Origin of the sequence: Mycobacterium sp. Root135 (assembly GCF_001426545.1) — a bacterium.
GTDB lineage: Bacteria > Actinomycetota > Actinomycetes > Mycobacteriales > Mycobacteriaceae > Mycobacterium.
In genome coordinates this window covers 1205053-1226485 of the sequence record NZ_LMEZ01000001.1, presented here as the reverse complement: position 1 = coordinate 1226485, position 21433 = coordinate 1205053, and the positions used below count along the sequence as shown (strand labels likewise).

Here is a 21433-nt window from a genome sequence, read left to right as displayed (position 1 = left end):
CGCGAGGAGCAGAGATGACCTCCGTCGGTGGTGAGGTACGGGTCCGGTTCTGCCCCTCGCCGACGGGCACCCCGCACGTAGGGCTGGTGCGGACGGCGCTGTTCAACTGGGCCTATGCGCGCCACACCGGGGGCACGTTCGTGTTCCGCATCGAGGACACCGATGCCGCGCGGGACAGCGCGGAGAGCTACGCCGCCATCCTCGACGCCCTGCGGTGGCTTGGACTCGACTGGGACGAAGGCCCGGAGATCGGCGGACCGTATGCGCCGTACCGGCAGTCCGAGCGCAGCGAGCTGTACCGCGACGTCATCGCCCGCCTGCTCGCCGCCGGTGAGGTGTACGAGGCCTATTCGACGGCCGAGGAGGTCGAGGCCCGCCACGTCGCCGCAGGCCGAAATCCGAAGTTGGGCTACGACAACCACGATCGCGACCTCTCCGACGAGGACCGGGCCCGCTTCACCGCCGAAGGGCGCAAGCCCGTCCTACGGCTCCGGATGCCCGACGAGGACATCACGTGGACCGACCTCGTGCGGGGCCCGACGACGTTCGCCGCGGGCGTCGTACCCGACTTCGCGATCACCCGCGGTAACGGGGATCCGCTGTACACGTTGGTCAACCCGGTGGACGACGCGCTGATGAAGATCACCCACGTCCTTCGCGGGGAGGACATTCTGCCGTCGACTCCTCGGCAGATCGCGTTGTACCGGGCGCTGATTCGCATCGGAGTCGCCGACCGCGTTCCCGAATTTGCGCACCTGCCAAGTGTTCTCGGTGACGGAAACAAGAAGCTGTCGAAGCGCGATCCGCAGGCGAATCTCTTCCTGCACCGCGATCGGGGCTTCATCCCCGAAGGCCTGCTGAACTATCTGGCGTTGTTGGGCTGGGGAATCGCCGACGATCACGACCTCTTCAGTCTCGACGAGATGGTGGCCGCCTTCGACGTCGCGAACGTCAACTCCAATCCGGCTCGCTTCGACCAGAAGAAGGCCGACGCGATCAACGCCGAACACATCAGAATGCTCGACGTCGCAGACTTCACCGCTCGGCTCCGCGACTACTTCGTGGTGCACGGCCACGACACCGGTTTGGACGACGCCCGCTTCGCCGAGGCAGCCGCTCTGGTGCAGACGCGCATCGTGGTGCTCGGCGACGCGTGGGATCTGTTGAAGTTCTTCGACGAGGCGTCCTACGGGCTCGACGAGAAGTCCGCCGCCAAGGAATTGCGTGCCGAGGCCGTACCGGTGCTCGACGCGGCGCTGGAAGGGCTGCAGGCCGTAGGTGACTGGACCACCGCGGGCATCGAGGCGGCGTTGAAGGCGGCGCTGCTGGACGGCCTCGAACTGAAGCCGCGCAAGGCGTTCGGCCCGATTCGGGTGGCGGTCACCGGTTCGTCAGTCAGCCCGCCGCTGTTCGAGTCGATGGAATTGCTTGGTCGAGACCGCAGCCTGGCGAGGTTGCGCGGCGGGCGCGACCACGCTGCCGCCCAGGCGTGAAATCGAGCGCCGAAATCTTTGGTAGTGTGCTCGTCGGTCGGTGATTGCACACGCTGGTTCGCCCCAGCGGGTGTTTGACGGCCACGACGTCTATGACCAGCGGTTATGGACGGCAATTGGGGTATGGTGTAATTGGCAACACAGCGGTTTCTGGTACCGCCATTCTAGGTTCGAGTCCTGGTACCCCAGCCAATTCCGGTAGCTCCGGAGTCGGTGTCGGCTGATTAGGTCGACGTAGTCACCTGAGCTATGCTGACCAACCGGAATTAGTTCTAGCCCCCGTCGTCTAGCGGCCTAGGACGCCGCCCTCTCACGGCGGTAGCGTGGGTTCGAATCCCATCGGGGGTACACACGATAAAGGCGCCTACCTTGGTAGGCGCCTTTCGTCGTCCTCGGGTGTCGGCGCTTACAGCCGACGGGTGAGCGCCTCGGATGCGGCGAGTAGGTCCGCCGCCCACCGCGCGCCGGGCCGCCGTCCCATTCGGTCGATCGGCCCCGACACCGAGATGGCGGCCACCACGTCGCCGCGGGCGTCACGCACCGGCGCCGAGACGCTCGCCACGCCGGGTTCTCGTTCGGCCGCGCTCTGCGCCCAGCCTCGCTTGCGCACCTCCGTCAGGGTGCGGTCGGTGAACATGGCCGTTGGGAGCACGGCCTGCTGGGTCGCGGGGTCGCTGTAGGCGAGGAGCACCTTGGCTCCCGAGCCCGCCGTCATGGGCAGGCGGGTGCCGACGGGGACGGTGTCGCGCAGGCCGGCAGGCGGCTCGAGAGCGACCACACAGACCCGCGACAGACCTTCCCGTCGGTACAACTGCACGCTCTCGCCGGTGATCTCGCGAAGCTTGGGCAGGACGGCCGTGCTCGCCGCGAGCAGTGGATCGTCGACCCGCCCGGCGAGTTCGTTCAGTGCCGGACCCAGACACCACCTGCCGTCGGCGTCGCGGGCCAGCAGTCGGTGGACTTCGAGGCCCGCGGCGAGTCGGTGGGCGGTGGCCCGTGGCAGTCCCGTGCGGTCGCACAGATCGGCGAGCCCACAGGGTGACTCGGCGATGACGTGCAGTACGCCCACCGCTTTGTCGAGCACGCCGATACCGCTATCCTGTCTCATAGGGAGATACTAGCGTCTCGAATAATGAGATGCCCCGCAACTGAGATCCAGTGCGACGGCCGCAGCGCCCTCTGCGACGTCGCCCGGAGGGATGAAAGATGGTCATGACTGGAACCCCAGGCACACCACGCACCATGGCAGAGAAGGTTTGGGCCGACCACGTCGTGTCCGCCGGCGCGGGAGAAGACGCCGCGCGTGAGCCCGACCTCATCTACATCGACCTGCACCTCGTCCACGAGGTGACCAGTCCGCAGGCGTTCGACGGACTTCGGTTGGCGGGACGGCCAGTTCGCCGCACCGACCTGACCATCGCCACCGAGGACCACAACGTCCCGACGCTCGACATCGACAAGCCGATCGCCGACCCGATCTCACGCACCCAGGTCGAGACGTTGCGCCGCAACTGCGCCGAATTCGGCGTCCGCCTCTATCCGATGGGCGACGTCGAGCAGGGCATCGTGCACATCATCGGCCCGCAGCTCGGCCTTACCCAACCGGGTATGACGGTCGTCTGCGGCGACAGTCACACCTCGACCCACGGTGCGTTCGGCGCGCTCGCGATGGGCATCGGCACCTCCGAGGTCGAGCACGTGCTCGCCACGCAGACGTTGCCGCTGCGCCCCTTTAGGACGATGGCGGTCAACGTCGACGGCGTCTTGCCGCCCGGCACCAGCGCCAAGGACGTCATCCTGGCCGTGATCGCGAAGATCGGAACCGGCGGCGGCCAGGGCTACGTCATCGAATACCGCGGCAGCGCCATCGAAGCCCTGTCGATGGAGGGCCGGATGACGATCTGCAACATGAGCATCGAAGCTGGCGCGCGGGCCGGCATGGTCGCGCCCGACGAGACCACGTTCGCCTATCTCGAGGGCCGCCCGCACGCCCCCGTGGGCGCCGACTGGGACGCCGCCGTCGAGGCGTGGAGGCAGTTGCGCACAGACGACGGAGCCGAATTCGACACCGAGGTGTACCTGGACGCAGCGGAACTGAGCCCGTTCGTCACCTGGGGAACCAACCCCGGCCAGGGCGTCCCACTGAGCGCTGCGGTCCCCGATCCAGAACTGATGTTCGACGATGGCGAGCGCCAGTCGGCCGAGAAGGCGTTGGCCTACATGGATCTTCAGCCGGGCACCGCGATGCGCGACATCGCGATCGACACCGTCTTCGTCGGCTCCTGCACCAACGGACGCATCGAAGATCTTCGGGTCGTCGCCGACATCCTGCGGGACAGGAAGATCGCCGACGGGATGAGGATGCTCATCGTGCCGGGATCCATGAAGGTCCGCGTTCAGGCGGAATCCGAAGGCCTGGGCGAGATCTTCACCACTGCGGGTGCCGAGTGGCGACAGGCCGGCTGCTCGATGTGCCTTGGCATGAATCCCGATCAGCTTGCGCCGGGGGAGCGTTGCGCTGCGACGTCGAACCGAAACTTCGAAGGGCGCCAAGGCAAGGGCGGCCGCACCCACCTGGTGTCGCCAGCGGTGGCCGCGGCGACAGCCGTGCGCGGAACCCTGTCCTCGCCCGCCGACCTTCCCCAGAATCGCTAGGAGACAGTCATGGAAGCCTTCCGTACCCACACCGGGATCGGCGTTCCCCTGCGTCGGACCAACGTCGACACCGACCAGATCATCCCCGCGGTCTACCTGAAGCGGGTCACCCGAACGGGTTTCGAGGACGGCCTGTTCGCCGCGTGGCGCAACGACCCGTCGTTCGTCCTGAACCTCCCACCCTTCGACAAGGGCTCGGTTCTGGTGGCGGGCCCCGACTTCGGCACCGGGTCGTCCCGCGAGCACGCCGTGTGGGCGCTCATGGATTTCGGATTCCGGGTGGTGATCTCGTCCCGGTTCGCCGACATCTTCCGCGGGAATTCGGGCAAGGCGGGCCTTTTGGCCGCCGAAGTCGCCCAAGACGATGTGGAAATCCTGTGGAAGTTGATCGAGCAGCAACCGGGGCTGGAAATCACTGTGAACCTGGAAGATCGAAGCATCCACGCGGGAACGGTCATGGTGCCGTTCAGGATTGACGACTACACCGCATGGCGACTGCTCGAGGGCCTCGACGATATAGGCCTTACGCTGCGGAAACAGGATGACATTACGGCGTTCGAGGAGCGGCGGCCGAGCTGGAAGCCGCGCACCGTTCCGGTGTAACGGAGGGCTGGGCGGGGCCGAAATCCTGCCCAGCAAGCCCGTTTTGGGACCGCCGTACCACCGGTGGTGTGGGGCAACCCGATTGCCGAATTTGATGCCAGCTATTCCTGAAATTGGGCGTGGCTCTTGGAAATCAGGCGTCCGAAGGATTACCGTAGCTCTCAGTTGGCTCAAGGTGGGCCACAGGCTTCGGAGGTTTTGCATGAACAAGGCAGAGCTCATCGACGTCCTCACGGACAAGTTGGGCACCGATCGTCGGCAGGCCACTGCCGCCGTGGAGAACGTCGTCGACACCATCGTGCGTGCCGTCCACAAGGGCGACAGCGTCACCATCACCGGCTTCGGCGTGTTCGAGCAGCGTCGCCGCGCCGCCCGTGTTGCGCGAAATCCGCGCACCGGTGAGACCGTCAAGGTCAAGCCGACGTCCGTCCCGGCATTCCGCCCAGGGGCACAGTTCAAGGCCGTTGTGTCTGGCGCACAGCGTCTCCCGTCGGAAGGCCCCGCCGTAAAGCGCGGTGCCACAGCTGCACCCGCGAAGCGGACTGCGGCCAAGAAGGCAGTCAAGAAGGCTGCCACCAAGGCTCCGGCCAAGAAGACCGTCGCCACCAAGGCGGCTCCGGTCAAGAAGGCCACCGCCACCAAGGCGCCGGCCAAGAAGACCGCTGCCACCAAGGCTCCGGCCAAGACCGCCGCCACCAAGGCGCCGGCCAAGAAGACCGTCGCCACCAAGGCGCCGGCCAAGAAGACCACCGCCACCAAGGCGTCGGCCAAGAAGGCCACCGCCACCAAGGCGCCGGCCAAGAAGACCACCGCCACCAAGGCGGCTCCGGTCAAGAAGGCTGCCGCCACCAAGGCGCCGGCCAAGAAGACCGTCGCCACCAAGGCGCCCGCGAAGAAGGCCCCCGCCAAGAAGGGCCGTAAGTAGCAGCATTTCCGGAATCAGTTCCGGTACAAGGCACGCCGTGGATCGCTCAGATCCACGGCGTGTCTGCGTGTGGACTACCTGTCGGCGGCCAAGGGGCTGCCGATGTGATCGGCGGCAATCAACGTCTCGCCCACCAGCGACAGCACCCACGTGCTGCCCTTGCGGTTGCGTGACTTGTCCGGTCGCACCCCGTCGCGGTCGCACCACCACGCGATGAGATCCGGAATGACCTTGCCCTGCGAGCAGATCACCGGCGTGCCGTCGGATGTCGCGATCTCGAGAAGGCGCCGTCGCGCCGGCCCGTGACCGTCGGCGTACGCCTCCTCGGTCAGCGTGGGCTCGTCGTGGATCGGGACGCCCAACTCCTCGGCCAGCGGGCCGACCGTCTGGTGACAGCGCACCCTCGGGGCGGCGTGAACCTCGGTGGCGCCGAACGCCAACAGCTGCCCCACCAGAGACTCAGCCTGCGCGCGACCGTGCTTGTCCAGTGGCCGGTTGCGGTCGTCGCCCTTGTACCTGGCCTTGCTGCCCGCGGTACCGTGCCGGACGACCAACACCGTGCGGGTGTCGGCGGGCTTCTTGGCGAAGCAGCGCAGCACCTTCCGATCATGGGGATACTGCAGTCGTTTGAGCGCCTGCGCGGGGGACAACCAGACGAGCTCGTCGACCTCGTCGTTCGGGGCGAAATCACCACCCACGGCGCGGGCGGCCCAGTACCGCACGTGCTTGACGCCGGACTCGAGGGGATAGCTGACCGCCGCGAGTCGCCGACCCAACTCCGATGCGTACCCGGTCTCCTCGAGGACTTCCCGCACCGCGGTCACCGGTTCGGTCTCACCGGGATCCACCTTGCCCTTGGGCAGCGACCAGTCGTCGTAACGCGGTCGGTGCACCACCGCGACCAGTGGCGCGGCGACGTCATTGGAGCCGTCCACGTCCGGGCGCCACAACACCGCGCCCGCCGCGGACGTCACCTTCGTGGCCGCCGACGACGGCGATTTCTTCGTCACCTCAACTCCTGCAACTCATTCGGGGACGCGACGGTCAGAAGGTGGCCCTCGGGTGACCAGTCGACGTCACGGATGCCGGTGACGTTCCATCAGCGACACCTGGTGGTCCCGCACCGTCTGACCCGCGTGCGGCGACGCGGTCCAGTGACCGTCGGAACCGAGTTCCCAGCACCTGGTGGTCGGATCCATCGCCGACTCGAAGACGTCGTTGAGTTGATCGGCCAACCTCGGATCCTTCACCTGTGCCATCACCTCGACGCGACGGTCCAGATTACGATGCATCATGTCGGCGCTGCCGATCCAGAATTCGTCGATGGCGCGGAAGTGAATAATCCGTGAATGTTCAAGGAACCGCCCGAGAATCGACCGGACCGTGACGTTCTCCGAGAATCCCTGGACGCCTGGCCGGAGCGCACAAATTCCGCGGACCACGACCTCCACCGGCACGCCGGCCTGCGACGCCCGGTAGAGCGCGTCGATCACCTGCTCGTCGACGAGCGCGTTGGCCTTCACCCTGATCCGCGCGTCGGCCCCGTCCCGGTGTGCCGCGATCTCCCGCTCGATGCGCTCGACGATGCCCCGACGGACGCCGTACGGAGCGACCAGGAGGTTGCGGTAGGACACCTTGCGGGAGTAGCCGGTAAGGGAATTGAAGAGATCGGTGAGATCGGCGCCGATGTCGGGCGACGCCGTCAACAACCCCACGTCTTCGTAGAGTCGAGAGGTCTTGGGGTTGTAGTTGCCCGTCCCGATGTGGCAGTAGCGCCTGATGGTCGAGCCCTCGCGGCGCACGACGAGGCATGTCTTGCAATGGGTCTTGAGGCCGATCAGGCCGTACACCACGTGGACGCCCGCCTGCTCGAGTGCGCGGGCCCACTTGATGTTGGCCTGCTCGTCGAAGCGGGCCTTGATCTCGACCAGCGCCACGACCTGCTTGCCTGCCTCGGCGGCGTCGATGAGCGCACTGACGATCGGCGAATCACCGGACGTCCGGTACAGCGTCTGCTTGATGGCGAGCACATTCGGATCCGCGGCCGCCTGCTCGATGAAGCGCTGGACCGTCGTGGAGAACGAGTCGTACGGGTGGTGGACCAACACGTCGCCGTCACGCAGCGTCGCGAAAATGCTCTTGGGCGTTTCCCGCTCGCCGAACGCGGGAGGCGTCGCCGGCACGAACGGCGGGTCCTTGAGCTTGGGTCGGTCCACTCCGTAGATCTGCCACAGTGACGACAGATCGAGGAGGCCGGGCACCTCGATCACGTCACCGGGGTGGACGTCGAGCTCACGCAGCAGAAGCTCGAGCATGTTCTCGGTCATGTCGTCGGCGACTTCCAGCCGCACGGGCGAACCGAAGCGGCGACGCGCGAGTTCGCGTTCCAGGGCCTGAAGGAGATCTTCGTCGCGGTCCTCTTCGACCTCGAAGTCGGCGTTGCGCGTGATGCGGAAGGCGTGATGCTCCACGACCTCCAGCCCAGGGAACAGCACCGAGAGGAAGGCCGAGATGAGCTCCTCCATCGGAAGGAACCGGATGGCCGCGCCACCTTCGCGAGGACCGAGTTCGACGAACCGGTCGACGTTGTCGGGAACCTTGACTCGAGCGAAGTGCTGCGTGCCGTCCTCGGGCTGTTTGACGGTGACCGCGAGGTTCAGGCTCAACCCGCTGACGAAGGGGAACGGGTGCGCGGGGTCGACGGCCAGCGGAGTGAGGACCGGGAAAACCTGTTCGTGGAAGTACACCGACAGCCGCGCGCGTTCGTCGTCGTCGAGCTGAGCCCACGTCACCACGATGATGCCCTCGTCGGCGAGCGCGGGTCGCACCGCTTCCATGAACACCTTGGCGTGCCTGCTGGCCAACTGCTGCGTGCGCTCGCCGATGCGGCGTAGCTGCTCGCGGGGCGACAACCCGTCAGCCGAGCGAACCGACAGTCCCATCTCGTCGCGGCGCTTGAGGCCGGCGACGCGAACCATGTAGAACTCGTCGAGATTCGACGAGAAGATCGCCAGGAACTTGGCCCGCTCCAGCAGCGCCAGAGAGGGATCGGCCGCGAGGGCGAGAACGCGCGAGTTGAAGTCGAGCCAACTCAATTCGCGGTTGAGGTAGCGGTCGTCGGGCAGGGCCTCCGACCCCGAGGGGTCGACCGAGCCCGTGGTGGTGGCCGGCGGGGCGTCGGGCGTGTTGCCGTCCGATGTCCAGCCCGCGTTGGAAGGTCGTGTCTCGGCTTCGGTCACAGAGGAGATCATCCCCTATGTCCGGTCGGGCGTGCTAGGTGCCGCCGACTGTGTTCTTCGTGAGCGCCCCCACTCCGAGGCCGAGGGCGGTCGCGAGATCGTCGGGTGTGTCGATGTCGCAGCGCAGCCCCGGCCACCGGCCCGTCAGCTCGACTGCTCTCGAATCCTTGTGTCGCCGTGCGGAATCCGTGCCCAATACCGATGCCAGCGGGACGCCGAATGCGAAGAGAGCCGAGGTGCCCGTGCCGTGCCGGTCACTGACGAAGCTGCGCTGGTGGTGGCGAGCCTGTGCGATGGCCTCGGCGAGCTCGCGTGGTTGCAGCGCAGGCAAATCGCCTTGCAGCACGCCCACGTTCGGGGTCTCGGCGCGGATCGCCGCCTCGGTGACCGAGATCGCGTTGTTCAGCGGGTCGGGGTGGCCCGCGGGGGTCGGGTCGACGAAGACGTGGGCGCCGAGCTCGCGGACGGCCTCGGCGGCGACGGGGTCGGGGGTCACCACGGTGATGGTGCGCACCGCCATCACCGACGACGCAGCGGTGATGGTGTCGAGCAGCATGGCCAGCACGACGCCCTCACGGTCGCCGGGGGAGAACGCCGAGGCGAGGCGCGTCTTCGCGTCGCTGAGTCGCTTGACGGCGATGATCAGCCCGAGGTTGGCCGTTCGCACGCTGCTGGGACCGCTCATGCCCGTCATCCTGCCAGCAGCGCAAGTCAGGCTAGATTTGTTCCCGTGGTCAAAGCAGCGGTGATGGGTGCTGGCGCGTGGGGCACCGCGCTGGCCAAGGTGCTCGCCGATGCGGGCAACGACGTCACGCTGTGGACGCGGCGGACCGAATTGGCCGACGAGATCAACGACACCCACCGCAACACCGGCTACATCGGTGACGTCCAACTGCCCGCGTCGATCCGCGCGACCGGTGACGCCGCCGACGCGCTCGACGGTGCCTGCACCGTCCTTCTGGCCGTGCCGTCGCAGACGCTGCGCGTCAACCTCGAGCCGTGGCGCGAGCACATCGGCGCCGACACCACGCTGGTGAGCGTCGCCAAGGGCATCGAGTTGAACACCCTGCTGCGGATGAGTCAGGTAATCGTCCAGGTGACCGGTGTCGACCCGTCCCGGGTCGCCGTCGTGACCGGTCCCAACCTCGCCAGCGAGGTCCTCGACGAGCAGCCCGCCGCCACTGTCGTCGCCTGCACCGACTCGGGCCGCGCGGTCGCGCTGCAACGGGCCTTCTCCACCGGCTACTTCCGGCCGTACACCAACTCCGACGTCGTCGGCGCCGAGATCGGCGGTGCGTGCAAGAACGTCATCGCTCTGGCCAGTGGCATGGCGGCGGGCGTGGGACTGGGGGAGAACACCGCGGCGGCGATCATCACCCGCGGGCTCGCCGAGATCATGCGACTCGGACTTGCGCTGGGCGCCAAGGGCGCCACACTCGCCGGCCTCGCCGGTGTCGGCGACCTGGTGGCCACGTGCACCTCGCCCCAGTCCCGCAACCGGGCGTTCGGCGCGCGCCTCGGCCGGGGTGGAACGATGGAGTCCGCGCTGCGCGACGCGGGCGGGCACGTCGCGGAGGGCGTCACCTCCTGTCAGTCGGTGCTCGCGCTGGCCGACAGCTACGACGTCGAGATGCCGCTGACCGACGCGGTGCACCGGGTCTGCCACAAGGGGCTTTCGGTCGACGAGGCGGTGGCCCTGCTGCTCGGTCGAAGCACGAAACCGGAGTGACGCCATGAACGGTCGATACGGAGATTCCACTCGCAGCGTCAGAGCCGCTGCCTCCCAGCATGTTCCGGGCCAGCCCGTGGCGTCCCCGCCGGTTCCCGTCTCGGCCTACCACCTGTCGGCCGACGAATCCCAGCCCATGGACACCTACGGCCGCAGCTCCAATCCGACCTGGCGGCAACTGGAGTCGGCGCTCGCGGAGCTCGAGGGCGCGACCTCGGCGCTGTCGTTCGGGTCGGGGATGGCGGCCATCACCTCGGTGCTGCGCGTCGTCGTCAAGCCGGGCATGACCCTGGTGGTTCCCTCCGACGGCTACTACCAGGTGCGCCTCTACGCAACGGAGTACCTGGCCCCGCTCGGCGTCACGGTTCACCAGGTTCGCGCCGCCGACATGTGCGCGGCGGCCGAGTCCGCCGACGTCGTCGTCGCGGAGACGCCCGTCAACCCGACGCTCGACGTCGTCGACCTGCATGCACTGGGGATCATCTGCCGCAGCCGCGGCGCCACCCTGGTCGTCGACAACACCGCACCGACTCCGCTTGGGCAGCAACCGCTTTCACTCGGAGCCGACCTGGTGGTCGCCAGCGCCACCAAGGCGCTCTCCGGGCACAGCGACCTGCTCGCCGGGTACGTCGCGAGCTGTCACGCCGACGTGATGGCGGCCGTCGAACGCGAACGGCTGTTGGCCGGCGCCATCCTCGGCCCGTTCGAGGCGTGGCTGGCGCTGCGCAGCCTCGGCAGCGCCGGGTTGCGCTTCGAGCGTCAGTGTCACAACGCCCTCGCGATGGCGCTGATGCTGCGCGACCATCCCGCGGTGCGGTCGGTGCGATACCCCGGGCTGCCAGAAGACCCGGCCCACGCGGTGGCGTGCACGCAGATGCGGCGCTTCGGTGGCCTCGTCTCGTTCGAACTGTCCGACGCCGCCGCCGTGCACCGGCTGGTCGAACGCAGCGCCCTGGTGGTCGCCGCCACCAGTTTCGGCGGTCTCCATACATCGGTGGACCGGCGGGCACGCTGGGGCGATCCCGTTGCCGACGGGTTCGTGCGGATGTCGCTCGGCATCGAGGACACCGACGATCTGATCGCCGACATCACCGCTGCACTGGCCTAGCGGTAGCCTCTCTAGGTTGTGACTTCCAGCTCGAGCCCCCGTGTCCGCGTCGCCGTCGTCTACGGCGGACGAAGCTCAGAGCACGCCATCTCGTGCGTTTCGGCTGGCAGCATCCTGCGCAACCTCGACCCGGACCGCTTCGAGGTGGTCGCCGTCGGCATCACACCCGAGGGATCGTGGGTGCTCACCGACGGTGGGCACGAGTCGCTCGCCATCACCGACGGCCAGCTCCCCGAGGTCACGGCTGCGACGGGCACGGCCCTTGCGCTTGCCGCCGACCCGGGCCGGCGCGGCCAACTGGTGTCCCTCGGTGAGGGGCCTGGTGACGTCCTCGCCTCCGTCGACGTCGTCTTCCCGGTGCTGCACGGTCCGTACGGCGAGGACGGCACGATTCAGGGGCTGCTCGAACTCGCCGGGGTGCCTTACGTCGGCGCAGGCGTCCTGGCCAGCGCGGCAGGCATGGACAAGGAGTTCACCAAGAAACTCCTCGCCGCCGAAGGATTGCCCATCGGTGACCAGGTGGTGTTGCGCGCCCACGACGAGACGCTCGACCTGGACGCCCGTGAGCGGCTCGGCCTGCCGGTGTTCGTCAAACCCGCTCGCGGCGGTTCCTCGATCGGCGTCAGCCGGGTCACCGAGTGGGACGACCTCGACGCGGCCATCGCCAACGCGCGCCGCCACGATCCCAAGGTGATCGTCGAGGCCGCGGTGCCCGGTCGCGAATTGGAGTGCGGCGTCCTGGAATTCCCCGACGGTCGCGTCGAGGCCAGCACCGTCGGCGAGATCCGGGTGGCCGGTGTCCGTGGTCGCGAGGACGCGTTCTACGACTTCGCCACCAAATACCTCGAAGACGCGGCCGAGCTCGACGTGCCAGCCAAGATCGACGACGACATCGCCGACGAGATACGGCAATTGGCGATCAGGGCCTTCCGCGCCATCGACTGTCAGGGGCTGGCCCGCGTCGACTTCTTCCTGACCGACGACGGTCCGGTGATCAACGAGATCAACACCATGCCGGGGTTCACCACCATCTCGATGTACCCGAGGATGTGGGCCGCCAGCGGCGTGGACTACCCGACGCTGTTGGCCGCCATGGTCGACACGGCGGTGGCACGGGGCATCGGACTGCGCTAGCGGACCGGTCCAGGATCGGGCACGACCGCGGGCATCGCCTTGGCCACCGCCCTCGAGAGAAGTTGGATCGGCGTCGGCCCCGACCCCTCGGGCAGCGTCAACGCGACGTAGACCGGCCGATCCACGGCAACCCAGGTGGTGCGGTCGACCCCGGGAATGCGGAACCAGAGCACGTCGTCGACCGCCTGCAGTGGCGCGCTCGCCGAGAAGTCGTCGGGCCTGCCGATCCCGCACCGCAGGACGACGAGATCGCTGCCTGGTTCGCTCTGCCACGCCGCCGCACTGGCGGGCGCGGGTGCCATCGCCTCGGCCCGATGGTAGTCGTCGAGGTCGTCGGGAAGGTCCTTCATCAAGGCCTTGCAGCCGTCGCTGTCGGCTTGGGGGGCCGGCGCCGCGGCGATGGCGACGGGACCCGGTACGGGAGCCGCCTCCCTGGTGGCCGCAAACGCGAGAACGGCGACGACCGCCGCGACCGCGACGGCGACCGCCGCGATGATGACCCGACGGGACGGACCGTCGGAGGCAGCCTCGGGTGCCGGCTGCTGATCGGGCGTCGGATCGGGCGTCGAATCGGGCTCGGTCACCACTGCACTCTAGGAGTGCGCCCCGTCGGCGATTGGACAGGTCAGGGTGCGGGTGATCCCGGTCACCCCTTGCACACTGGGAACCACCACCGACTGCAACTCCGACGCCGTCGCCGCCGCCACGCGCACCACGACGTCGTAGGGGCCCGTCACGTACTCCGACGACGACACCCCGGCCAACGCCGCGAGTTGCTTGGCGACGACCTCGGCGCGACCCACCTCGGTCTGAATCAGCATGAATGCCTCGACCACTCGCGCCGTCCTCCGTTCGGGCTGCATAGACTCCACGCCGCAGGGACCAAACGTACCGCAGGTCGCGCCGGTGTTCAGGACACGCAACCAAGGGGTGACATGGCTGACGACGAGCGCGCCGAGACGCTGGCCGACCTCGGCGAGTTCACGGTGATCGACCGCCTCGTCGAAGGACGCGTGCACCCGCCGAGCGTCCTCGTCGGTCCCGGTGACGACGCCGCGGTGGTGACGGCGCCCGACGGTCGCGTCGTGGTGTCGACGGACATGTTGGTCGAGGGCAGGCACTTTCGGCTGGATTGGTCGACGCCGCACGACATCGGGCGCAAGGCGATCGCCCAGAACGCCGCCGACATCGAGGCGATGGGAGGCACCGCGACGTCGTTCGTCGTCGGCTTCGGCGCTCCCGGCGCCACCCTCGGGGCCGACGCCGAAGCGCTCTCCGACGGGCTGTGGACGGAGGCAGGCACGTTCGGGGCGAGCATCGTCGGAGGAGATCTGGTCGCCGCGCCGCAGTGGGTCATCTCGGTGACCGTGCTCGGTGACCTGGAGGGCAGGCCGGCCGTGCTGCTCAGCGGCGCCCGACCGGGCGACACCGTGGCCGTCGTCGGCGACCTCGGGCGGTCGGCGGCCGGATACGCCCTCCTGCGCAACGCAATCACCGACTTCGCCGAACTGCGGCGCAGGCACCTGGTCCCGGCGGTGCCCTACGGGCAGGGGCGGGTTGCCGCCGACGCCGGCGCGACCGCGATGACGGACGTCTCGGACGGGCTGCTGGCCGACCTGCGCCACGTCGCCGACGCGTCCGCGGTCGGTATCGACGTGTCCCGAGACGCACTCGGTGCCGATCGCGACGCCGTCGCGTCGGCCGCCGCGGCGACGGGGGAGGACCCGTGGAGTCTGGTGCTCGGCGGGGGCGAGGACCACGCGCTCGTCGCGACGTTCCCCGCGGCCGTGCCCGACGGCTGGCGAGAGATCGGCGTCGTCATCGAGGGGCCGCCGCGGGTGCTGGTCGACGGGGCCGAGTGGACCGGCCAGGGGGGCTGGCGGTCGTTCTGACCCCGCCAGCACGCTAGGTTGACCTCTCGTGACTGCGCGCCCCCTCTCAGAACTCGTCGACCCCGGCTGGGCCACTGCCCTCGAGCCAGTCGAAGACCAGGTCGCCCAGATGGGCGAGTTCCTCAGATCCGAAATCGCGGCCGGACAGCGCTACCTGCCCGCCGGGGAAAACGTGCTGCGCGCCTTCACCTTTCCCCTTGACCGGGTGCGCGTGCTCATCGTCGGCCAGGACCCGTACCCGACTCCCGGGCACGCCGTTGGCTTGAGCTTCTCGGTGGCGCCCGACGTACGTCCGCTGCCGCGCAGCCTCGACAACATCTTCAAGGAGTACGCCACCGACCTCGGCCATCCCGCGCCGAGTTGCGGTGACCTGTCGCCGTGGGCGGACCAGGGCGTGATGATGCTCAACAGGGTGCTGACGGTGCGATCGGGTACCCCGGCGTCACATCGTGGCAAGGGCTGGGAAGCGGTCACCGAGTGCGCGATTCGCGCCTTGGTGGCCCGACCCACGCCCATGGTGGCGGTGCTCTGGGGCCGGGACGCGCAGACGTTGAAGCCGATGCTGACGGGTACGCATTGCGCGATCATCGAGTCGGTTCATCCGTCGCCGCTGTCGGCGTCGCGTGGATTCTTCGGCTCGCGGCCGTTCAGCCGCGCGAACGAATTGCTGGCCGAGCTCGGCGGAGAGCCGATCGACTGGCGCCTGCCCTAGAGCGACGCAGCACACGATCGAGTGTGCTGCGAGATCGCGATCCGACGGGTCGGGACGATCTCACCGCACACTCGACGGTGAAGTGGTGGAGCGGCAATCAGCCGCGCGCGACCTTGCCTGCCTTGATGCAGGAGGTACAAGCGTTGATGCGCTTCTTGTTTCCGCCGGGGCGGGAGACGGCGTGCACCGTCTGAATGTTCGGGTCCCACCGACGGTTCGTCCGACGATGGGAGTGCGACACCGACTTACCGAAGCCGGGGCCCTTTCCGCAGACATCGCAAACCGCAGCCATGTGAAACTCCTTGATCGGAACTGGGGGCCAACAACCGCAACCGCGGGTGACCCAACAACCTGACCAGGATACCGGCCGCCCCTGGTATCGCCAAAACGGTGTCCACCGACGCGGTTCCTCGTGCATGGCGACGACGGCGTCGGGGGCTCGTCGGACACACTGGCTAGGCTGACGCGCACGTGGCCGCGTTGGGTCGAGGGAGAGGCGGTTGGGGCATGTCCGCACGCCGGCTCGACGCCACCGCGTTGAACGAGTGGGCGCACACCGCCGTCAACCACCTCATCGCCAGGACCGACGAAATCAACCGCCTCAACGTGTTCCCCGTCGCCGACGCGGACACCGGAACCAACATGCTGTTCACCATGCGGGCGGCCGGTGCCAGGGCAGAGTCGCTGCGCACCACCGACGTGGCGGGGGTCGCGGCCGCCCTGGCCGAGGGCGCGCTCCAGGGGGCCAGGGGCAACTCCGGGGTGATCCTCTCCCAAATTCTGCGCGGTCTTGCCGACGTCGCGGGCGGTGCCGCCGACGAGCGAGACGGGGTGCTGGCCGACGTCGACGGACCGCTGCTCGCCTCGGCGCTACGGCACGCGGTCGTGCTCGCCGACGCCTCCGTCGGCCAGGCGGTACCCGGCACCATCGTCTCGGTTCTCGCCGCCGCCGCGAGCGCAGCGGAGGGCGCCGCCGACTCGGGAGCTGGGGGCGCGGCCGACGTCGCCGACGTGGTCGCCACCGCCGCCGACGCCGCGGTGGTCGCGCTCGAGAAGACCACCGAGCAGCTCGACGTACTTGCCGACGCGGGCGTCGTCGACGCCGGCGGTCGCGGACTGCTCGTCCTGCTCGACGCCATGACCGCCACCCTCACCGGGCACACTCCGCACCGCGCGACCTACGAACGTTCCGGCCCCGACGTCGCGCCCACCGACGTTACGGCCGCAGCCCCACCTCAGTTCGAGGTGATGTACCTCGTCGACGGCTGCGACCAGGACGGCCTGGACGGTCTCCGCCTGCGCCTCGAGCAGCTCGGAGATTCGGTGACCATCGCCGCGTCCGGAACCGACGGCCGCTATTCGGTGCACGTACACACCGACGACGCCGGCGGTGCCGTCGAGGTGGGCCTTGGTGTCGGCACCCCCAGTCGAATCCAGATCACCGCGCTCTCCGGCTCGGGGTCCCACCCGTCCGGTGGCTGGACCCGCGACCGGGCAGTCCTCGCCGTCGTCGACGGCGACGGCGCGTCGGCCCTGTTCGAGGGCGAGGGCGCCCACGTCCTTCGCCAGGACGCCGACGCTGCGATCAGCGCCAAACAACTGCTTCGCGCGCTGATCGACGCGGGAGCCGCTCAAATCCTGGTGCTGCCCAACGGCTACGTCGCCGCCGAGGAACTGGTGGCAGGGTGCACCGCGGCGATCGGTTGGGGCATCGACGTGGTGCCCGTGCCCGCGGGCTCGATGGTCCAGGGGCTGGCGGCGCTGGCCGTCCACGACGCCACCCGGCAAGCCGTCGACGACGGTTACACGATGGCCCGCGCAGCTGCGGGGGCCAGAAGCGGATCGGTGCGGGTGGCAACTGAGAAGGCCTTGACGTGGGCTGGCGCGTGCCACCCCGGCGACGGCCTGGCCATCTCCGGTGACGAGGTGCTGATCGTCGCGCGTGACGTGACCGCCGCTGGCGCGGGTCTGATCGACCTGTTGCTCGGGGCCGGAGGCGAACTCGTCACGGTCCTCACCGGCGACGGGGTCGACCCCGCGGTGGGCGCCGCGCTGCGGGACCACGTGCACCAACACCACCTCGGTGCCGAGCTGGTGACCTACCAGACGGGCCACCGAGGCGACGCGCTGTTGATTGGAGTGGAGTAGATGGTCGCCCTCACCGACAAGCTGGACCGCGTCATCGGCGCCAAGTCCGCCAAGCCGCTGGAGGAGCACCTCGGCCTCCGTACGGTCGACGACCTGTTGCGGCACTACCCGCGCGCCTACAGCCACGGCATGTCGGTGCTCGAGGAGGGCTGGGAGCCCCCGCAGGAGGGTGACCACGTCACCTTCGTCGACGAGATCGCCAAGGCCGACGTCCGCTGGACCAACCGGCAGCCCAAGCGCGAATTCCTGGTCGTAACCCTGGCGAACCGCAAGCCCAAGGTCACCGCCACCTTCTTCAACGCGAAGTTCAGCAAGAACATCCTCGTCGCGGGCACCCGGCTGATGCTGTCCGGCGAGGTCGGATTCTTCAACGGCATGATGCAGTTGACGCATCCGGCGTTCCTGGTGCTCGAGGGAACCGGCCAGGGCAAGGGCAGCAGGTCGCTCGCCAAGATCGCCGAGACCTCGCGCGCGACCGACGGGGACGTGCTGCTGTCGGCCTTCGAGCGGGACTTCTTTCCCATCTACCCGGCCTCGGCCAAGGTGCAGAGCTGGGACCTCTACGCGTGCGTTCGTCAGGTCTTCGACGTGCTGGACCCCATCGAGGATCCGTTACCGGAATCCGTTCGAGAGCAGTGGGGTTTGATCTCCGAGGACGAGGCGTTGCGGGCGATCCACCTCGCCGAGCGCGAAGAGGACAGGGAGTTCGCCCGCGAGCGGCTGGCGTTCGACGAGGCCGTCGGGCTGCAGTGGGCGTTGGTGGAACGTCGGCACGGCGAGCTGAGCGAGACCGGGCCGTCGGCGCCGCCGCGGGCCGGGGGAATGGCTGACGCACTCGGTCGGCAGTTGCCATTCGATCTCACCGAGGGTCAGCGCGAGGTTCTCGACGTCCTCACCGTCGAACTCGCCGACACCAAGCCGATGCACCGGATGCTGCAGGGTGAAGTCGGCTCTGGCAAGACGATCGTCTCGGTGCTGGCAATGGCGCAGATGGTCGACGCCGGATATCAGTGCGCGCTGTTGGCTCCCACGGAAGTGCTTGCCGTTCAGCACTTCCGGTCGATCCGCGACGTACTGGGTCCGCTGGCCTCGGGTGGGGAGCTCGGCGGGCTGGACGGCGCGACCAGGGTGGCGCTGTTGACCGGGTCGATGACCGCGGCACAGAAGCGCGACGTGCGCAACGAGGTGGCCAGCGGCGAGGCGGGCATCGTCATCGGCACCCACGCGCTGCTGCAGGACGCCGTCGAATTTCGAAATCTGGGCATGGTCGTCGTCGACGAGCAGCACCGGTTCGGCGTCGAACAGCGAGATCGACTGCGCGCCAAGGCGGTCGCCGGAATCACCCCGCATCTCTTGGTCATGACGGCGACGCCGATTCCGCGGACGGTCGCGCTCACCGTCTACGGCGACCTCGAAACGTCGGTTCTCCGGGAGCTGCCACGGGGTAGGCAACCGATCGCCACCAACACGGTCTTCATCGGCCAAAAACCTGCGTGGCTGCAACGGGCGTGGCAGCGCATCATCGAGGAGGTCGACGCCGGTCGGCAGGCCTACGTCGTCGCGTCGCGCATCGACGAGAATGACGGTGCTGCAAAGGATTCCGGAAAGAAGAAACGGGCGGCCAGTGAGGCGGGCCCGCCGGTCACCTCCGTCGTCGAACTGTTCGAGAAGCTCGGCGCCGGCCCGCTGAGCGGCCTGCGGCTCGGACTCATGCACGGCAGGCTCCCCGCCGAGGAGAAGGACGCCGTGATGATGGCCTTCCGCGCGGGCGAGGTCGACGTGCTGGTGTGCACCACCGTGATCGAAGTGGGCGTCGACGTGCCCAACGCCACCGTCATGGTCGTGATGGACGCCGACCGGTTCGGCATCAGCCAACTGCACCAGCTGCGAGGCCGGATCGGCCGCGGCCAGCACCCCAGCCTCTGTCTGCTGGCGACCAACGTCGGCGAGGAGTCCAAGGCGGGCGCGCGACTGAAGGCCGTCGCCTCCACCCAGGACGGCTTCATACTCGCCGACCTCGACCTGCAGGAGCGGCGCGAGGGCGACGTGCTTGGGCTCAGCCAGTCGGGCCGGCCCATCACGTTGAGGATGCTGTCACTGGCCGAGCATCGCAACATCATCGAAGCCGCCCGGGCGTTCGCCGAGACCGTCTACGACGCCGACCCCAAACTTCTCGACCACCGCGGAATCGCCACGCTGGCAGCGCCATTCGCCGAGACCGAGCGCGTCGAGTACCTGGACAAGGCGTGAAGAAGCCCGCCTGGCTGATCGTCGCGGTGGCGCTGGCCGTCTTCGTCGCCGTCCAGGTCAGGACCGCAGCCGACCGCGAAGACCGGTTCGTCGCCGGAGCCGACGTGCCCACCGTGGCGGCCGGGGTCGACGTCCTCGTGGGTATTCCGCTGATTCCCGAACGCGTACGCGGACAAGACTATCGGCGAGCGGCCTTCGGCGACGCCTGGACCGACGACACCACCGCACCCGGTGGTCACAACGGCTGTGACACCCGCAACGACATCCTCGACCGCGACCTCGTCGACAAGACCTTCACGGCAATCTCGCGCTGTCCCACCGCGGTCGCCACCGGCACGCTGTACGACCCGTACACCAACCAAACCGTGGCGTTCACCAGAGGCAACCAAGTAGGGGCATCGGTGCAGATCGACCACATCGTCCCGCTGGCGCTGGCCTGGGACCTCGGCGCCCGCGGCTGGACCGACGACATGCGCCGACGGTTCGCCAACGATCCCGCCAATCTGCTTGCGGTACAAGGCAAGGCGAACCAGGACAAGAGCGACTCCGAACCAGCCGACTGGATGCCGCCGAACCACGCGTTCTGGTGCCAGTACGCGGTGCAGTTCGTCGCCGTGCTCCGGGGTTACGCGCTGCCGATCGACGATCGGTCGGCGGTGGTGCTGCGCGACGCGGCGGGAACGTGCCCCGTCGGGCCAGCTCCTGCCTAGGTGCCGGTGTAGGTGGCCGGGTCGGGCCGGAAGCGGGTGCCCTCGTCGAGCCCGTTGAGCGCGTCCATGTGCTTGGTCGTGAGCTCGAACTCGAACACGTCGGCGTTCTCCACGATGCGCTTCGGCGTGGCCGAGCGGGGGATCACGACGTTGCCGAGCTGCAGGCTCCACCGGATCAGCACCTGGGCCGGTGACTTGCCGTACTCGGCGGCGATCGACGTCACGGTCGGATTGTCGAGCAGGCGCCCGACGCCCAGCGGCCCGTAGGCCTCGGTGACGATGTCGTGCTCGGCGTTGGTCGCGCGCAGCGCCGCCTGGTTGAGCAGCGGATGCAGCTCGATCTGGTTGATCGCGGGCGCGACGTAGGACAGCTCGATGACGTTGGACAGGTCCTCTGCGGAGAAGTTGCAGACGCCGATCGACTTGGCGAGGCCGTCCTCGCGCAGCTTCAGCAGACCGCCCCAGCTGTGCATGTACACGCCGGGGTCCCCGCCAGGCCAGTGAATGAGGTAGGCGTCGACGTAGTCCGTCCCGAGGCGCTCAAGGCTGGCCCCGCACGCGTCCACCGCGGCCCGGAAACCCTGGTCGGCGGTTGCCAGCTTCGTCGTGACGAAGATCTCCGCGCGAGGGATGCCCGATGCGGCGATGGCGCGCCCCACCGCCGCCTCGTTGCCGTAGGCCGCCGCGGTGTCGATCAGCCGCACGCCGATCTCCAGCGCGGTCGACACGGCGCGTTCGGTTTCGGCGTCGTTCAACTCGCCGACACCGATCCCGAGTGCCGGGATGCTGTTCTCGTCGTTGAGTGCCACCGCTGGAATTGCCGCCGAGGTCATGT

Annotated in this window: 20 protein-coding genes and 2 tRNA genes; 14 read left to right on the top strand and 8 right to left on the bottom strand. The window is 68.4% G+C overall.

Annotation, left to right across the window (positions count from 1 at the left end):
- Positions 1 to 14: 14 nt before the first annotated feature.
- The 3 genes from gltX to ASD37_RS05960 all read left to right on the top strand — a co-directional run bounded on the left by gltX (position 15) and on the right by ASD37_RS05960 (position 1841).
- Positions 15 to 1493: a glutamate--tRNA ligase gene (gltX, locus tag ASD37_RS05970; protein WP_056549032.1), complete on the top strand. Its 1479-nt coding sequence runs from the start codon at positions 15 to 17 to the stop codon at positions 1491 to 1493.
- A gap of 117 nt (positions 1494 to 1610) precedes the next feature.
- A tRNA-Gln gene (locus tag ASD37_RS05965) sits at positions 1611 to 1685 on the top strand.
- A gap of 83 nt (positions 1686 to 1768) precedes the next feature.
- Positions 1769 to 1841: transfer RNA gene (locus tag ASD37_RS05960), tRNA-Glu, on the top strand.
- Positions 1842 to 1899: 58 nt separating this feature from the next.
- Here the strand turns inward: ASD37_RS05960 and ASD37_RS05955 are convergent.
- Entirely contained in the window at positions 1900 to 2601 is a 702-nt protein-coding gene (locus ASD37_RS05955; protein ID WP_056549028.1) for an IclR family transcriptional regulator, read from the bottom strand.
- A gap of 104 nt (positions 2602 to 2705) precedes the next feature.
- On the opposite strand from ASD37_RS05955, the gene leuC reads away from it, so the two are divergent.
- The 3 genes from leuC (at position 2706) to ASD37_RS05940 (ending at position 5676) form a co-directional block, all read left to right on the top strand.
- On the top strand, positions 2706 to 4148 hold the full coding sequence (leuC, locus tag ASD37_RS05950; RefSeq protein ID WP_082570010.1) for a 3-isopropylmalate dehydratase large subunit: 1443 nt from the start codon (positions 2706 to 2708) through the stop codon (positions 4146 to 4148).
- Positions 4149 to 4157: 9 nt separating this feature from the next.
- Positions 4158 to 4751: a 3-isopropylmalate dehydratase small subunit gene (gene leuD / locus ASD37_RS05945; RefSeq protein WP_056549023.1), complete on the top strand. Its 594-nt coding sequence runs from the start codon at positions 4158 to 4160 to the stop codon at positions 4749 to 4751.
- Positions 4752 to 4953: 202 nt separating this feature from the next.
- Complete coding sequence (locus tag ASD37_RS05940) at positions 4954 to 5676, top strand: HU family DNA-binding protein (RefSeq protein WP_056549019.1); 723 nt, start codon at positions 4954 to 4956, stop codon at positions 5674 to 5676.
- Positions 5677 to 5750: 74 nt separating this feature from the next.
- Here the strand turns inward: ASD37_RS05940 and ASD37_RS05935 are convergent, their stop codons facing one another.
- The 3 genes from ASD37_RS05935 to cofC all read right to left on the bottom strand — a co-directional run bounded on the left by ASD37_RS05935 (position 5751) and on the right by cofC (position 9609).
- Positions 5751 to 6686 (bottom strand): NUDIX hydrolase, encoded by a 936-nt coding sequence (locus ASD37_RS05935; protein WP_056549017.1) that lies wholly within the window; start codon positions 6684 to 6686, stop codon positions 5751 to 5753.
- A 66-nt stretch (positions 6687 to 6752) separates the two neighbouring features.
- Positions 6753 to 8915 carry an RNA degradosome polyphosphate kinase gene (locus tag ASD37_RS05930; protein WP_056549917.1) on the bottom strand — a complete coding sequence of 721 codons (2163 nt, stop codon included), beginning with the start codon at positions 8913 to 8915 and terminating at the stop codon, positions 6753 to 6755.
- A gap of 34 nt (positions 8916 to 8949) precedes the next feature.
- A complete protein-coding gene (cofC, locus tag ASD37_RS05925; RefSeq protein ID WP_156720719.1) occupies positions 8950 to 9609 on the bottom strand; it encodes a 2-phospho-L-lactate guanylyltransferase in 660 nt (219 codons plus the stop codon).
- A gap of 54 nt (positions 9610 to 9663) precedes the next feature.
- On the opposite strand from cofC, the gene ASD37_RS05920 reads away from it, so the two are divergent.
- From ASD37_RS05920 to ASD37_RS05910, 3 genes are read left to right on the top strand one after another with little or no spacing between them, the layout of a single operon-like run.
- Positions 9664 to 10644: an NAD(P)H-dependent glycerol-3-phosphate dehydrogenase gene (locus tag ASD37_RS05920; protein WP_056549013.1), complete on the top strand. Its 981-nt coding sequence runs from the start codon at positions 9664 to 9666 to the stop codon at positions 10642 to 10644.
- A 4-nt stretch (positions 10645 to 10648) separates the two neighbouring features.
- Positions 10649 to 11752: a cystathionine gamma-lyase gene (locus tag ASD37_RS05915; RefSeq protein WP_056549011.1), complete on the top strand. Its 1104-nt coding sequence runs from the start codon at positions 10649 to 10651 to the stop codon at positions 11750 to 11752.
- An 18-nt stretch (positions 11753 to 11770) separates the two neighbouring features.
- Positions 11771 to 12886 carry a D-alanine--D-alanine ligase family protein gene (locus ASD37_RS05910; protein ID WP_056549010.1) on the top strand — a complete coding sequence of 372 codons (1116 nt, stop codon included), beginning with the start codon at positions 11771 to 11773 and terminating at the stop codon, positions 12884 to 12886.
- Here the strand turns inward: ASD37_RS05910 and ASD37_RS05905 are convergent.
- On the bottom strand, positions 12883 to 13470 hold the full coding sequence (locus ASD37_RS05905) for a DUF3515 domain-containing protein (RefSeq protein WP_056549915.1): 588 nt from the start codon (positions 13468 to 13470) through the stop codon (positions 12883 to 12885). The genes ASD37_RS05910 and ASD37_RS05905 overlap by 4 nt on opposite strands.
- Positions 13471 to 13479: 9 nt before the next feature.
- A complete protein-coding gene (locus tag ASD37_RS05900; RefSeq protein WP_056549007.1) occupies positions 13480 to 13722 on the bottom strand; it encodes an Lrp/AsnC ligand binding domain-containing protein in 243 nt (80 codons plus the stop codon).
- A gap of 99 nt (positions 13723 to 13821) precedes the next feature.
- Between ASD37_RS05900 and ASD37_RS05895 the strand changes: the two genes are divergently transcribed.
- Complete coding sequence (locus tag ASD37_RS05895) at positions 13822 to 14778, top strand: thiamine-phosphate kinase (RefSeq protein ID WP_056549005.1); 957 nt, start codon at positions 13822 to 13824, stop codon at positions 14776 to 14778.
- Between the two features lie 28 nt (positions 14779 to 14806).
- Entirely contained in the window at positions 14807 to 15490 is a 684-nt protein-coding gene (locus ASD37_RS05890) for a uracil-DNA glycosylase (protein ID WP_056549003.1), read from the top strand.
- A 97-nt stretch (positions 15491 to 15587) separates the two neighbouring features.
- On the opposite strand, the gene rpmB is transcribed toward ASD37_RS05890, so the two are convergent.
- A complete protein-coding gene (rpmB, locus tag ASD37_RS30830) occupies positions 15588 to 15782 on the bottom strand; it encodes a 50S ribosomal protein L28 (protein WP_079926245.1) in 195 nt (64 codons plus the stop codon).
- Positions 15783 to 15997: 215 nt separating this feature from the next.
- Between rpmB and ASD37_RS05885 the strand changes: the two genes are divergently transcribed.
- Genes ASD37_RS05885 through ASD37_RS05875 form a run of 3 tightly spaced genes read left to right on the top strand, consistent with a single transcriptional unit; the run spans position 15998 to position 20598 of the window.
- The gene (locus ASD37_RS05885; RefSeq protein ID WP_056549001.1) at positions 15998 to 17638 is read left to right on the top strand and encodes a DAK2 domain-containing protein; all 1641 of its coding nucleotides are present in this window, start codon (positions 15998 to 16000) and stop codon (positions 17636 to 17638) included.
- Positions 17639 to 19888: an ATP-dependent DNA helicase RecG gene (recG, locus tag ASD37_RS05880; protein WP_056548998.1), complete on the top strand. Its 2250-nt coding sequence runs from the start codon at positions 17639 to 17641 to the stop codon at positions 19886 to 19888. It abuts the gene before it with no gap.
- The gene (locus ASD37_RS05875) at positions 19885 to 20598 is read left to right on the top strand and encodes an HNH endonuclease family protein (RefSeq protein ID WP_056548996.1); all 714 of its coding nucleotides are present in this window, start codon (positions 19885 to 19887) and stop codon (positions 20596 to 20598) included. Before recG ends, ASD37_RS05875 begins: the two co-directional genes overlap by 4 nt.
- On the opposite strand, the gene ASD37_RS05870 is transcribed toward ASD37_RS05875, so the two are convergent.
- A complete protein-coding gene (locus ASD37_RS05870) occupies positions 20595 to 21431 on the bottom strand; it encodes an aldo/keto reductase (protein WP_056548994.1) in 837 nt (278 codons plus the stop codon). The two genes, ASD37_RS05875 and ASD37_RS05870, sit on opposite strands and share 4 nt — an antisense overlap.
- Positions 21432 to 21433 lie beyond the last annotated feature (2 nt).